The 13,686-nt window shown below is 71.1% G+C and carries 12 protein-coding genes and 1 tRNA gene; 3 read left to right on the top strand and 10 right to left on the bottom strand.

The window, feature by feature from the left end:
* Positions 1-169: 169 nt before the first annotated feature.
* The 7 genes from IE124_RS00385 to IE124_RS00355 form a co-directional block, all read right to left on the bottom strand.
* The gene (locus IE124_RS00385; RefSeq protein ID WP_189503570.1) at positions 170-1,960 is read right to left on the bottom strand and encodes a DEAD/DEAH box helicase; all 1,791 of its coding nucleotides are present in this window, start codon (positions 1,958-1,960) and stop codon (positions 170-172) included.
* 119 nt (positions 1,961-2,079) lie between these two features.
* Positions 2,080-2,463, bottom strand: a complete 384-nt coding sequence (locus tag IE124_RS00380; protein ID WP_189503568.1) for a type II toxin-antitoxin system death-on-curing family toxin — start codon at positions 2,461-2,463, stop codon at positions 2,080-2,082.
* Positions 2,464-2,661 carry an Arc family DNA-binding protein gene (locus IE124_RS00375; RefSeq protein WP_189504676.1) on the bottom strand — a complete coding sequence of 66 codons (198 nt, stop codon included), beginning with the start codon at positions 2,659-2,661 and terminating at the stop codon, positions 2,464-2,466.
* Positions 2,662-2,710: 49 nt separating this feature from the next.
* A complete protein-coding gene (locus IE124_RS00370) occupies positions 2,711-4,210 on the bottom strand; it encodes an MFS transporter (protein ID WP_189503566.1) in 1,500 nt (499 codons plus the stop codon).
* 255 nt (positions 4,211-4,465) lie between these two features.
* A complete protein-coding gene (locus IE124_RS00365) occupies positions 4,466-5,251 on the bottom strand; it encodes an ABC transporter permease (RefSeq protein ID WP_189503564.1) in 786 nt (261 codons plus the stop codon).
* A gap of 102 nt (positions 5,252-5,353) precedes the next feature.
* Positions 5,354-6,391, bottom strand: coding sequence for an ATP-binding cassette domain-containing protein (locus IE124_RS00360; RefSeq protein WP_189503561.1), 1,038 nt, complete (start codon positions 6,389-6,391; stop codon positions 5,354-5,356).
* 67 nt (positions 6,392-6,458) lie between these two features.
* Positions 6,459-7,127 carry a DUF4097 family beta strand repeat-containing protein gene (locus IE124_RS00355; protein ID WP_189503559.1) on the bottom strand — a complete coding sequence of 223 codons (669 nt, stop codon included), beginning with the start codon at positions 7,125-7,127 and terminating at the stop codon, positions 6,459-6,461.
* A gap of 278 nt (positions 7,128-7,405) precedes the next feature.
* On the opposite strand from IE124_RS00355, the gene IE124_RS00350 reads away from it, so the two are divergent.
* Together IE124_RS00350 and IE124_RS00345 are read left to right on the top strand one after the other, a co-directional pair.
* Positions 7,406-8,155, top strand: coding sequence for a helix-turn-helix domain-containing protein (locus tag IE124_RS00350; protein ID WP_189503557.1), 750 nt, complete (start codon positions 7,406-7,408; stop codon positions 8,153-8,155).
* 116 nt (positions 8,156-8,271) lie between these two features.
* Positions 8,272-8,343, top strand: a tRNA-Cys gene (locus IE124_RS00345).
* A gap of 193 nt (positions 8,344-8,536) precedes the next feature.
* Here IE124_RS00345 and IE124_RS00340 read toward each other — a convergent pair.
* From IE124_RS00340 to IE124_RS00330, 3 genes are read right to left on the bottom strand one after another with little or no spacing between them, the layout of a single operon-like run.
* The gene (locus IE124_RS00340) at positions 8,537-9,313 is read right to left on the bottom strand and encodes a hypothetical protein (protein WP_189503555.1); all 777 of its coding nucleotides are present in this window, start codon (positions 9,311-9,313) and stop codon (positions 8,537-8,539) included.
* On the bottom strand, positions 9,310-11,631 hold the full coding sequence (locus IE124_RS00335) for a hypothetical protein (protein ID WP_189503553.1): 2,322 nt from the start codon (positions 11,629-11,631) through the stop codon (positions 9,310-9,312). Before IE124_RS00335 ends, IE124_RS00340 begins: the two co-directional genes overlap by 4 nt.
* 15 nt (positions 11,632-11,646) lie before the next feature.
* Entirely contained in the window at positions 11,647-12,072 is a 426-nt protein-coding gene (locus IE124_RS00330) for a hypothetical protein (RefSeq protein WP_189503551.1), read from the bottom strand.
* Between the two features lie 429 nt (positions 12,073-12,501).
* Between IE124_RS00330 and IE124_RS00325 the strand changes: the two genes are divergently transcribed.
* Positions 12,502-13,620 carry a protein kinase family protein gene (locus IE124_RS00325; RefSeq protein ID WP_189503549.1) on the top strand — a complete coding sequence of 373 codons (1,119 nt, stop codon included), beginning with the start codon at positions 12,502-12,504 and terminating at the stop codon, positions 13,618-13,620.
* Positions 13,621-13,686 lie beyond the last annotated feature (66 nt).

The raw sequence follows: 13,686 nt of genomic DNA, 5'->3' as shown, positions 1-13,686 counted from the left end.
CGCCTTTGTCGTGCCTCTGGCGTGGAAGGCGCTCGGAGGCCGACCGTGGGGGCCTGCCTCCGGGCCGGGTCCCGTCTCCGCGGGACGCGTGAGGCCCGTACGCGCAGACTCGTACGGGCCTCAATGACATCCTGACCGACATCCGGCGGCGGTGCGCCGGCGCGGGGACTCACCGCATGCGGGTGGCCCACTCCTGGACCTTCTTGATCCGCTCGCGGATCTGCCCGGCGGTGGCCTCGGCGCTCGGCGGTCCGCCGCAGACCCGCCGCAGCTCGGTGTGGATCACGCCGTGGGGCTTGCCGGTCTGGTGGACGTAGGCGCCGACCATCGTGTTGAGCTGCTTGCGCAGTTCGAGCAGCTCCTTGTGGGAAACGACAGGACGCCGCTCGGCGGGAAGTTCGAGCAGGTCCGCCTCGTCGTCCGGCTTCTTGCGGCTGTGCGCGATCTGCCGGGCCTGGCGCTTCTGCAGCAGCAGCTGGACCTGGTCGGGTTCGAGGAGGCCGGGGATGCCGAGGTAGTCCTGCTCCTCGGCGCTGCCGGGGTGGGCCTGCATGCCGAACTCGGCCGCGTTGTAGAGGACGCGGTCGAAGACGGCGTCCGACTCCAGTGCCTCGAAGGGCAGCATGTCCTGCTCGCCGGTGTCCTCGTCCTGCTGGCGCTCGGCCTCGGCGAGCTCCTTCTCGGACTCGGCGTACGGGTCCTCCTCGCCCTGCTTCTTGGGCTTGTCGAGGACGTGGTCGCGCTCGACCTCCATCTCGTTGGCGAAACCGAGGAGGCTGGGGATCGTCGGAAGGAACACGGAGGCGGTCTCGCCGCGCCTGCGCGAACGCACGAAACGGCCGACGGCCTGCGCGAAGAACAGCGGGGTCGAGATGGTCGTCGCGTACACGCCGACCGAGAGGCGCGGGACGTCGACGCCCTCGGACACCATGCGGACGGCGACCATCCAGCGGTCGGTGTTCTCGCTGAACTCGTCGATGCGGTTCGAGGCGCCGGTGTCGTCGGAGAGGACGACGGTGGCCTTGGTGCCGGTGATCTCGCGGATGAGCTTGGCGTACGAGCGGGCCGAGTCCTGGTCGGAGGCGATGACGAGCCCGCCCGCGTCCGGAATGGACTTCCGGACCTCGGTGAGCCGCTGGTCGGCGGCGCGGAGCACGTTCGGCATCCAGTCGCCCTTGGCGTCGAGCGCGGTGCGCCAGGCCTGCGAGACGGCGTCCTTGGTCATCGGCTCGCCCAGGCGTGCGGCGATCTCGTCGCCGGCCTTGGTGCGCCAGCGCATGTTGCCGCTGTAGGAGAGGAAGATGACGGGCCGGACGACGCCGTCGCCGAGGGCGTTGCCGTAGCCGTACGTGTAGTCCGCCGACGACCTGCGGATTCCGTCGTTCCCCTCCTCGTACGTGACGAAGGGGATGGGGTTGGTGTCGGAACGGAAGGGGGTGCCGGTGAGGGCGAGGCGCCGCGTGGCCGGCTCGAAGGCCTCCAGGCAGGCCTCGCCCCAGGACTTGGAGTCTCCGGCGTGGTGGATCTCGTCGAGGATGACGAGGGTCTTGCGCTGCTCGCAGCGGTTGCGGTGGAGCATGGGCCGGACTCCGACACCGGCGTAGGTGATGGCGACCCCGTCGTACTCCTTGCTGAGCGGCCCGGCACTGTAGTCCGGGTCCAGCTTGATCCCTATCCGCGCGGCGGCGGCGGCCCACTGTTTCTTGAGGTGCTCGGTGGGCGCGACGACGGTGATCTGCTGGACCACGTGGTGGTGCAGCAGCCAGGACGCGAGGGTGAGGGCGAAGGTCGTCTTGCCGGCGCCGGGGGTGGCGACGGCGAGGAAGTCTCGGGGCTGCTCCTGGAGGTACCTGTCCATGGCGCCCTGCTGCCAGGCTCGCAGCTTGCCGGCGGTACCCCAAGGGGCCCGGCCGGGGAAGGCGGGAGAGAGGTGATGGGAGGAGGTGGTGGTAGTAGTCACGATCTCCGGGTTCGACGCTCGTCCAGATATGACAACCGGGCCACCTTACCGGCGGCCCGGTCGGAACCTCGTATGAAACGGGGTGGGGGTGGTGCGGTTGCGATTCAGCTCACGTCGGCTCACGCGGCCTCGTGCAGCCCCCGCAGACGTCGCGCGATCAGGACGATGTCCTCGAGGTCGCCGGTGGCCACGTCGATGACCAGCTTGTACGCCTCGTCTTGGTCCACGCCGACCATCTCGGTTCCGTTGAAGTCGAGGAAGACCACGGTGCACATCCACGCCATGCGCTTGTTCCCGTCGACCAGCGGATGGTTCACCGCGAGCGACTGCAGGAGGGCGGCGGCCTTCTCGAAGAGATCGCTGTACGCCTCGACGCCGAACATCTGGGACTGCGGGCGGTACACCGCCGAGCTCAGGAGCCCGAGGTCCCGCACAGCGATCTGCTGGCCCGCGCAGGCGAAGTCTGCCAGCTCCAGGACCTCCTGGACCGTCAGGTACTTCACCTACTCCCCCAGGCGCTTCAGCAGGTCGGCGTGGTGCAGGGCGTACTTGGCGCCGAGCTTGCGGACGGTCCCCCGGTCGGCCTCCTGCTCCAAGTAGCGGTCGATCGCCTGAAGCACTATGGCGTGCATGCTGCGACCCTCCTCCTCAGCGCGGAGCTTGAGAGCCTCTTGCTGGTCGTCGCGGAGACGCAGGTTCATTGCCATACCTTGACGGTACCACCAGTGGGGTCATAGTGGTACTACACTCTCACGCCCGCACCGGCTCCGCATGCAGCCGCGTAGCCACCCACGCCCCCGCCGCCGCCACCCCCGCCATCGGCAGGAAGACCGCGGCGAAGGCCGTCGGGTGGGAGCCCGTGGCCGCGTGGGCGCTGACCGCGTGGCCGACCGCGCCGCCGCCGAGGGCCGCGAAGGCCGCGCCGCCGACCGCGAGGAGCAGGACGTTCGAGAGGCCGTCCGAGATCTGCAGGGCCGCCGAGTTCGCGCCCGCCTCCTCCGGCGCCGAGAGCTGCAGGAGCAGCACGCTCGTCGAGGAGATCACCGCGCCCATGCCGAGGCAGCCGACGGCCCAGGCCGCCGCGACCACCCACACCGGCACCGCCGCGATCAGGACGCTCGGCGCCGCCGCGATCGCGACCGCGACGAGGACCATGCCGAGGACGACCAGGCGCTCGCGGTACGGCTCGGTCCACGGCCGGGCCTGGATCCACGAGCCGAGCGCCCAGGTGAGACCGCCGACGGCGAGGGAGAGCCCGGCCAGGGTGACGCTCAGGCCGCGCTGGGTGACCAGCATCAGCGGGACGAAGGACTCGGCCGCGATGAAGGAGCCGGCGGCGATGCCGCGCAGCAGGATGACCGAGGGCAGGCCGCGCGCCGCCCGGACGGTGCCGCGCGGCAGGAGCCCGCGCACGGCGGGGACAAGGAGCGCGACGCCCGCGGCGGCCGGGAGCAGGGAGAGCCAGCGCAGCTCCTGTCCGGCGTACTGGAGCAGCCCCGCGCCGGCCGAGATCGCGAGCGCGAGGCGGATCCGCCGCCGGTCCCAGGGGGCGACGGGCGCCTGTGGGTCGGCGGGTCCCGAGGCGGTCCTGCGTATCGCGGGGAGGGCGAGGGCGAGCGGGAAGACGACGAGGGCGGGGATGCCGACGAAGACCCAGCGCCAGCCGAGGTGTTCGGTGATCGTTCCGGCGGCGAGCGGTCCGACGACGGAGGGGACGACCCAGCTCGCGGCGAACGCGGCCATGATCGCGGGCCTGAGGTGCTCCGCGTACGCCCGGCTGACCACCACGTACAGCGCGACGATGACGAGGCCGCCGCCCAGTCCCTGCACGGCCCGGCCGAGGATGAACAGCCACATCGTGCCGGCGGTCCCGGAGAGGAGCAGGCCGGCGGCGAAGGCGCTCATGCCGGCGGTGAGGGAGCCGAGCGGGCCGCTCCGGTCGGACCACTGGCCGGCCAGGACCATCCCGAAGAGGCTGGTGGTGAAGTACGCGGAGAAGGCGAAGGCGTAGACGGAGACGCCGTTCAGCTCGCGGGCGGCGACGGGCATCGCGGTGCCGACGGCCGTGGCCTCGAAGGCGATGAGGAGGACGACGGAGACGATGCCGATGCTGAGCGCCCGGTGGTCACCGTCGAGGACGGACCCCTTGGTGTCGTCGTGTGCGGCACGGGGTCCGGGGCTGCGGGCGGGGACGGTGGCGATGTCGACGTCGGCATCGGCACCGGCCTCGCGGGGTTCGAGGGCGCTCATCCCCCCAGAGTAAGAGGTCAATCATTGAATGACCCCTGTCAGGGGCACCGGTCTTTGGTCCTCGGTCCCTGGTCCCGTACCCGCCTCGGAACGCCGAAGGGGCGGCGTACTCCGCGACGCGATGTCGGGGTACGCCGCCCTCGGGCGGTACGGGGTGGTGCGGGGTACGGGGGGTGCGGGGTGCAGGGGGTGCGGGGGGGTGCGGGGTACAGGGGGTACGGGGGGTGCGGGCGCCGGCCCGCGCGGTCACGGCGGTTACTTCGCGTCGTCGTTGAACTTCGAGGTCGACCAGAAGTAGCCGAGGACGGTGAGGCCCGCGCACCAGGCGACGGCGAGCCAGCCGTTGTGGCCGATCTCGGTGCCGAGCAGGAGGCCGCGGAGGGTCTCGACGGCCGGGGTGAAGGGCTGGTACTCGGCGATCGGCTGGAACCAGCCGGGCATCGAGGCGATCGGGACGAAGGTGCTGGAGATGAGCGGCAGGAAGATCAGGGGCATCGCGTTGTTGCCGGCGGCCTCGGCGTTCGGGCTGATCAGGCCCATGCCGACGGCGATCCAGGTGAGGGCGGTGGCGAAGAGGACGAGCAGCCCGAAGGCGGCCAGCCACTCCAGGGCGGTCGCGCCGGTGGGCCGGAAGCCGATGGCGAGGGCGACGGCGCCGACGAGGACCACGCTCATCACGCACTGCAGGACGCTGCCGACGACGTGTCCGACGAGGACGGAGGGGCGGTGGATCGCCATCGTGCGGAAGCGGGCGATGATCCCTTCGGTCATGTCGTTGGAGACGGACACCGCGGTGCCGATGGTCGTGCTGCCGATGGTCATCAGAAGCAGGCCCGGGACGAGGTACGCGATGTAGTCGGAGCGGTCGCCGCCGCCGATGCCGGCGCTCATGGTGTCGCCGAAGATGTAGACGAAGAGCAGCAGGAGCATGACCGGCGTGAGCAGCAGGTTCAGCGTCAGGGACGGGTAGCGCCGGGCGTGCAGGAGGTTGCGGCGCAGCATCGTGGACGAGTCGCGCACGGCGAGGGAGAGGGAGCTCATCGGACGTTCTCCTCGGACTGGTTCGGCTGGGAGGGCTGCAGGGCTGAGCGGGTTCGGCAAGTTCGGCAGGTTCAGCGGGCTGAGCGGGCTGAGCGGGCCGGACTAGGCCGGCTGGTCCGACTGAACGGACTGCGCGGACTGCGCGGACTGCGCGGACTGCGCGGACTGCGCGGACTGCGCGGACTGCGCGGACTGCGCGGACTGGGCGGGGACCTTGGTGCCGGTGAGGGCGAAGAACACGTCGTCGAGGTCAGGTGTGTGGACGGTCAGTTCGTCCGCCTCGACGCCGGCGGCGTCCAGCCGGTCGAGGAGGGAACGCAGTTCGCGCTGGCTGCCGTCGCTCGGGATCCGCAGCGACAGCGACTCGTCGTCCCCGTGCTCCTCGCCCGGGCCGAGGGCGAGGGCGGCGCGCCGGTACGCGGCGGGGTCGGTGAAGCGGAGGCGTACGTGCCCGCCGGGGACGATGCGCTTCAGCTCGTCGGCGGTGCCTTCGGCGACGATCCTGCCGTCGTTGAGGACGGCGATGCGGTCGGCTAGTTCGTCGGCCTCCTCCAGGTACTGGGTGGTGAGGAAGACGGTGACGCCGTCGGAGACGAGTTCGCGGATGATCTGCCACATGTTGTGACGGCTGCGCGGGTCGAGGCCGGTGGTCGGTTCGTCGAGGAAGATGATCCGCGGGTCGCCGACCAGCGTCATGGCGATGTCGAGCCGGCGCTTCATGCCGCCGGAGTAGGTGGAGGCGGGCTTCTTCGCGGCCTCCGTCAGGTCGAAGCGCCGGAGGAGTTCGGCGGCGACCCGCCGCCCCTCGCTCTTGGAGAGGTGGTGCAGGTCCGCCATGAGGAGCATGTTCTCCTCGCCGGTGATCAGGCCGTCGACCGCGGAGAACTGGCCGGTGACGCCGATCGCGGCCCGGACCGCCTGCGGGGCGGCGGCGAGGTCGTGGCCGCCGACGCGGATCTCGCCGGCATCGGCGCGGACCAGGGTGGAGAGGATCTTGACGGCGGTGGTCTTGCCGGCGCCGTTCGGGCCGAGCAGGGAGAAGATCGTCCCTGCGGGGACGGCCAGGTCGACACCGTCGAGTACGACCTTGTCGCCGTAGGACTTGCGCAGTCCGTTCGCCGCGATGGCCAGGTCGGTCATGGGGAGTGCTCCTTCAGGGATGCGAGAGGCGGTGACGTGCGGTGCCGCGGGCGGCGGTGAGTGGCGGTCAGAGGCTGCGGGCGGTGATGTCGCCGTAGGCGGTGGTGGCCTGGATGTTCAGGCCGGCCTTGGCGCCCGCGCTGTTCTGGAGGGTGTTGCGGATGCGGCCGTAGGAGGTGCCGGCGTCGAGGGTGGCGGAGACGCCGCGGGCGGCGCCGACCTCCAGGTCACCGGCCTCCGTGCGCAGCACGACCGTGCCGCCCATCGCCTCGGCGATCCGGATGCCGCCCTTGCTCGTGGTGATCTGCGCGGCCCCGCCCAGGCGGCCGACTGCGATGTCACCGGCCTGGAGGGTGAGGCGGGCGGCGGCGGTCTCGTCGAGCTTGACCGTGCCCTGCGCGCCCTCGAAGGTGACGTCACCGAGGCGTCCCACGCCCCGGAGGTCGGCGGCGGCCGTCTTCGCCTCGACGCTGGAGCCGGCCGGGAGCTGGACCGTGACCTCGACCGAGCCGGAGTTGCCGAGGATCCGGCTCTTCGGCTGCGCGGCCTCGATCCGCAGCACACCGTCGGTGTAGCCGACGGCGATCTGCTCGGCGGCCTTCACGTCGCGGCCCTTCGAGGCGTCGGCCGGGAGGACCTCGACCGTGGCGTCGGCCCGGTCGGCGGCGATGAAGCGGATCAGACCGGCCGGGACATCGAGGACGACGGCGATCGGGGCGGTGGTGGGGAACTGCATGACGTACTCCTCGGGTTCTTGCGGTTCGGGCCCTCGGACTCTTGTCCGCGCCGTTTCCGACAAGAGAAACGCTACGTTGCATTCAAGGGTCGAGCAACAACGCCGTTGCATCAAATCCCCATCAATGCAGGTCAAGGTAAGGATTTCATTGCAACCATCATGGACTCTAACGCAACGAGCGAGACGCTCCCGTTGCAATGAAATGAAGGTGAACGCTATAGTGCAGGCATCCGAGGAGTACGAGCGGCACGAACACGAGCAGCACGGAGGAGACGGCGATGCCCGGAGGCAGGCTCACCCAGCAGGAACGTCAGCAGATCGCGCTGGGACTGGCCGACGGCCTCGCCTACGCCGAGATCGCCAGGCGCCTCGACCGTCCGACCTCGACCATCACGCGCGAGGTGATGCGGAACGGCGGCCCCACCTCCTACCGCGCCGACCTGGCCCACCGCGCCACCGAACGCCGCGCGCACCGGAGCAGGCAGAGCGCGCCCCGGAGCCCGGAGGCGCGCCCGCAGGCCCACGGGCGCGACCCGGAGGCCGTGCGCGAGTACGAGGAGGTCCTCACCACCGTCTTCATGCAGTCCGGCATGCCCAAGATGATGTCCGGCGTGATGGCGTGCCTCTGCATCAGCGACTCGGGCAGTCTCACCGCGGCCGATCTCGTCCAGCGCCTCCAGGTCAGCCCCGCGACCGTCTCCAAGGCGATCGCGTTCCTGGAGAGCCAGAACCTCGTCCGCCGGGAGCGCGACGAGGGCCGCCGCGAGCGCTACACCGTCGACGCCGACGTCTGGTACCAGTCGATGATGGCCAGCGCCCGGGCCACCGCCCAGATCGTCGAGACCGCGCGGCAGGGCGTCGGCGTCCTCGGCGCGAGCACCCCGGCCGGCACCCGCCTGGAGAACATCGCCCGCTTCCTCGACTACGTCAGCGAGAGCACCGCGCGTGCCGCGGAACAGGCCCGCGCCATCCTCCACACGACCTCGGAGACACCCCGGGAAGCCGCCCCGGACGACACGTCCGCCTGAATCCGGCCCCGACTGTGAACGGGGTGTGGCAGCCGCGTTGCAGTCGCATGGCACGGCCCCCGGAACCCTTGAGCCCCTTCCGGCCGCCGCCCTACGGTCGTACCAGTGCACAACACGACCGTGTGCCCGAGTGGTTCAGGGACTCGCCTGCAAAGCGAGTTACGTGGGTTCGATTCCCGCCACGGTCTCTCGATCGCCACCCGGGGTGGCCCGCCGACGCGGGTCACCCCGTCACCGCGTCACCAGGTCACGGGGTCACCCCGTCACCGCGTCACCAGGTCACGGGGTCACCCCGTCACCGCGTCACCAGGTCACGGGGTCACCCCGTCACCGCGTCACCAGGTCACGGGGCACGGGGTCACCCCGTCACCACACGACCCGTCACTCCGGCAGGAGCGACTCCGGAACCGTCACCGGGTCCTGGCAGCCCAGCCGCTTCTGGGTGTCGCGCACGAAGGGCGTCAGCAGACTCCCGGCGAGCGTCTCCCCGTCCGTACCGATCCCCTGGCTCCGCACCGACACCTGGAGCGGCAGTTCCCGCTCCTGGCCGGCGGCCGCCCCGGGAACCCGGCAGGGGACCACCGCGACGAGGGCGTCCATCGGCTCCCGCTCCCAGCGGACGTACACGTCGGCGGCCGCCTTGGCCCACTTCCGCTCCTTGTCGTCCACGGTCACGGAGTCCATGGTCTGGACGGACCACTGGACGCGGGCGTCGACCCGCCGGACGTTCCCGCCCTCCGCCGTGGACATCCGGCACGGCTCGTACGTGGAGCGCGTCAGGTCCTCGCTCCCGGGGGCGTACGACCGCGCCTCCTTCAGCATCGCCTCACGGACCTGTGCCGGTGGCGCGCTCTCGGCCCGGAAGTCGGCGTCGCCCAGGGCAGCGCGGGCCGCGGACACGCCTGACGCGCCGAGGACCTCCTCGCAGACCGCCAGCGCCTTCGCCGTCTCCGGCGCGGGCCCCCCGGCTTCGCCGCCGCCGGAGCACCCCGCCAGCGCCGTCACGGCCGCCAGCGCCGCCACCCCGGCCACGACCGCGGACCTCGTCGCCGACACCTTCGAGGTCGTCACCATCGAGGTCGTCACCATCGAGGTCGTCACCATCGACGTCTTCACCTTCGCCGGGTTCACCTTCAACGCCCTCACCATCGACGTCACTTGTTCCTCGTCAGGTTCTGCACGTCCAGGCGGCCGGCGTCGTAGGAGTGCTCGACCGCCGCCATCAGGTCCCGCCGCTCCTGCTGCGTCATGTGGTGCGTCTCGGCGAGGTTCAGGATCGGGACGGCCGCGGCGGCCTCGCCCGCCTTGCTCACGTCCAGGACGGCGCCGTCGGCCTCGTCGTCGTTCTTGTACTCGTTGTCCTTCAGGTACTGCAGGGTGTCGGCGGCGTAGCCCGTGCTGACCGTGGAGCCCACGGTCTCCATGACGAGCGGGACCGCGGTCGCCGCCACGAGCCCGGCGGCGGGGCCGAGGACCACGGCAGAACCGACGCCCACGACGACGGCGACGCTGCCGCTGACCGCCGACTTGCGCCACTCGGCCTGCTTCTCCAGCTCCAGGTTCTTGGCCTCTTCCTGGTCCTTGAAGTCGATGGCGATCTGCGAGACGCGCGACTCGTCGAGGATTCCGTGGACCTTGGTGGCGTTGTGCGCGAAGGTGAGGGCGGAGTCCTTGTCCCCCTCCAGCGCCTTGATGCCACTGGCCTCGAAGACCTGCTGCGCCGCGGACATCGTCTTGTAGCCGTCCTCGTCGCTCGCCACGGCGTTCATGAACCGGAGGCTCGCGCCCTCCCCGAAGTCGGTCCGGGAGCTGCCGTCGCTGCTCGCCGGGAAGAGGTCGTCCCGGCCCAGGGAGTCGCCGGTGCCGCCGAAGTTGTACGTCGAGTAGTTCAGGTCGTCGATGTAGGCCGCGCCCATGTTGCCCAGGCTGTCCATCAGCGTCTTGTGCTGCTCGCGCAGCTCGGTGTTCGTCCCGTACGTGTCGATGACCTGCTTCATGATCTCGGCGGACTTCTCGTCCCGGTGCAGCTGGGGGTTCGGGTCGTCCCAGCCGTGGCCCGTGGTCGCCGCCTCCAGGGCGTGGCCGAGGGCGTCCGGCATGTACCCCATGGTCTTCGTGAGGTCGTCCGGGTTGTGGCCCTCGACGTCGGGGAAGAAGTCGTAGTCCTTGTTCTGGAAGTAGTTCAGGTAACCGGTCTGGTTCCCGTCCTTCTTCGGGTCCAGGTCGACCGTCCCGCCGGGGCTGCCGTCCTTGTTGTACGAGGTCGGCTCCTTGGAGAAGTACTCCTTCGCCGCCTCGGGGCTGTGGCCGAGCGCCTCCAGCATCGAGATCATCGGGTCGAAGCCCGAGCCGTTGACGCCGGACGGGTTGTACTGGTTCTTCAGCCAGCCGCCGCCCATCGGCTTGCTGTTGGCGAAGAGGTACGGGTCCTTGGCGTGCAGCTGGGTGACGTGCTCCGCGATGGGGACGAGGAACCTCTGGTCGTAGTTGCCGTAGCGCATGATGCCGCCGAGCAACTGGTAGCCGAAGGCAGGGTTGTTGTCGTACTTGACGAGCGGGATGCGCTCGGTGCCCAGCTTGCGCATGTCCGTGGACCACTTGTCGGTCCAGGCGTCGCCGCCCTGCGTGGCCGTCGCCAGGTTCATGCCCAGGTTCCGCTGGAGGTCCTGGACGTCCGCGAGGCGCTGCTTGTCGACCTTCGAGTAGTCGTACGTGTCCGTGGACAGCTGCCCGAAGAACTCCAGGGAGCCCTTCGGGCCGAGCCCGTCGTAGAAGGTCCTGGAGAACTCCTTGGAGCCGCTGTTGTCCTTCAGCAGCTCGTTGAGGCGCATCAGCTCCTCGTGCGAGATGTCCCGGCCCTTCTTGGCCAGGTCGACGGCGCGCTGCGCCTCCTCGGCGTCGAGGCTGGTGTACTTCGGCCCGCTGAAGTTGTGCTTGTCCCCGGTGATGTTGGCCTTGAGCGCGTTGGAGCAGGCGACGTCGGCCTCGGTGCAGACTTCCAGGATCGCCTTGATCCGCTCCTCCATCGCCCGGATGTCGGCCCGCTCCTTGCGCACCAGGTCCTGGAAGTCGGGGTCGTGCCGGGCGGCCGGGTCCTTGATGGCGGAGAGCGGCTCCCTGGCCTCGACGGTGCCGTCGGGCTTCACCCGGAAGCCCTTGGCGGGGGCGTCGGTGTCGGCGATCGTCCTGAGCTCGTCCTTCGCCTTCTTGAAGGCGTTGTAGCCGTCCTCAAGGACCTTGTGGATGCCGTCGGCGGCCTTCGCGGCGTCCTCGAACTCCTTCGCCGTCTTGTCCACGAACGGCTTCGTGACCTCGGCGTTCACACCGCGCCAGTAGTCGTCCCTGGCCTTCGCGGCCATCGTCGTCCGGGCGTCGTCGGCGAGCTTGTCCAGCTTGCCCTTCATCGCGGACCAGTCGTCGGCCGCCGCCTTCATCTTGTCGAGCGGCGCGTGGTGCACGTTGTCGTAGGTCAACACAGCTGGGCCCCCGGCCTACTTGAAGTACTCGTCGATCTTGGAGGCCGCCATGGCCGCCCGGATGTCTTCCTCTTCCTTCGCGTGGGAGGCCGCGCTGTAGTCGAGGTGGTTGGAGATGTTGGCGCAGGCGTCGAGCAGCGTGTTCAGCTGCGAGCTCCAGGTCTCCTGCACGGTCGACATCGCGGAACCCGTGAGGAAGCCGTTGGTCGACATGCCCGTCGCCGCCTCCGTGGTGTTCGTACGCGCGTGGTTGCCGTCCTTGACCAGCCGGCCGTGCAGCGCGTAGGCGGCGCTGCCGATGGCCCCGAGCTTGTCCTGGTCGACGCTGAGGTCGGCGTTGCCGCCGCCTCCGCCGGGCTCCGGGGCGACCTGGTTCAGCCGCATGTTCACGCTCTCCGCGGATGCCGACCGGACCGACGCCCACTCGTCTTCGAACGACATGCTCTCCCCCGTGCGGTGTTCGAGCCGGAGATCGTGTGGTGATCGTGTTCGTGATCGTGTTCGTGATCGTGATCGTGATCGTTCCGGCTTCGCCTCAGCAAGTTCCGTGCCCACGAAATCACGGCGATCGTAGTCGCACGACCGGGTGTTCGAGCAGTGGCGGCCGGGAATTTCCTCGCGGAGCGAGATCTTCACGATGCTTCGCCGCACACCCGGGCCGAGTCTTCACCTTCGCAACCCGGACAGCCTCGGACGTTCCGGGCCCGCCGCCCTCCGGCCCCGTACCCCGCCGGGCCCCGCCCCGCCGCCACGTCCCGCCGCCTCGATAGGCTCGACCCGTCCCGGGCCACCCCGGGGCCGTCGCACGGACAGGGGGACTCACCGGTGGAACGGTCGCGCACGCAAGGACAATCCGGGACGACCCCGGCGGTGCGAACGGCCTCCGACCGCCCGGCCGCCCCGGACCGGCGGATCGGTCCGTACCGGCTGATCACGCGCCTCGACCCGCCCGGTACGGCCGTCCCCTGCCGCCGCTTCGTGGCCCGGACCTCGGACGGCGGCCGTACGGTCCTCCTCAGCACCCCACTGCCCGGCGCCGACCCGGCGCGCTTCGCCGCCGAGGCGGCAGCCGCCCGGCACCTGCTCGGCCCGTGGATCGCCCCGGTGACGGACGTGGCCGAACCGGCGGGACCGGCGGGAGCCGTGGGACCGGCGGGAGCCCTGGGACTGGCGGGAGCCCTGGGACCGGCCGGAACAGCGGGACCGGCCGGAACAGCGGGCTCCACCGGAGCGACCGGATCCGCGGGCCCCACCGGACCCACCAGCCCCACCAGCCCCACCAGCCCCACCAGCCCGACCGGACCCACCAGCCCCACCGCTCCCCTCTGGTACGCGACCCCGTACGTCCCCGCGCTCCCGCTCCCCGTGGCCCTCGCCGTCCACGGCGGACCGCTGCCCGAGGCCACGGTCCGGGCCCTCGGCGCCGCCCTCGCCGAGGCGCTCGCCGCCGCGCACGCGCAGGGCCTCACGCACGCCGGCGTCTCCCCCGCCGCCGTCCTGCTCACCGCCGACGGCCCCCGGCTGAGCTGCTACGGCGCGGTACGGGCCGCCGCGGCCGACGGCGAGCCGCGTACCGGACTGCCGGGCCTCGACCCGGGGGCGCTCGCCCCCGAGCAGGCCTCCGGCGGCCGGCCCCGGCCGCCGGGCGACGTCTTCGCCCTCGGTGCCGTCCTCGCGTACGCCGCCACCGGCCACACCGTGCCCGAGCGCGACGAACTCCCGCCCGCCCTGCGCCCGGTGGTCTCCTCCTGCCTTGCCCGCGACCCGGCCGACCGCCCCACCGCCGCGGCCCTGATGGCCTCGCTCGCGCCGCCGAGCGCGCACCACACGATGCTGAGCTCGGCCGGCGCCCTGCTCACCCCCGGCTGGCTGCCGGGCCGGGTGATCGCCGCGCTCGCCCGCCAGTCGGCGGAACTGCTCGCGGCCGAACTCCCCGAACTGCCGGAACAGACGGTCCCCGCGGAACGCGCGACACCCGCCCGCGCCTGACACCCGACACCCGAGGCCCGTACGCCTCCCCCGTCCCACCCGGCGGTCGCCCCGCCCTCACCCTCG

The sequence above is a fragment of the Streptomyces narbonensis genome, assembly GCF_014649015.1.
GTDB classification, from domain to species: domain Bacteria; phylum Actinomycetota; class Actinomycetes; order Streptomycetales; family Streptomycetaceae; genus Streptomyces; species Streptomyces narbonensis.
This window is presented reverse-complemented; position numbering and strand designations above follow the sequence as displayed.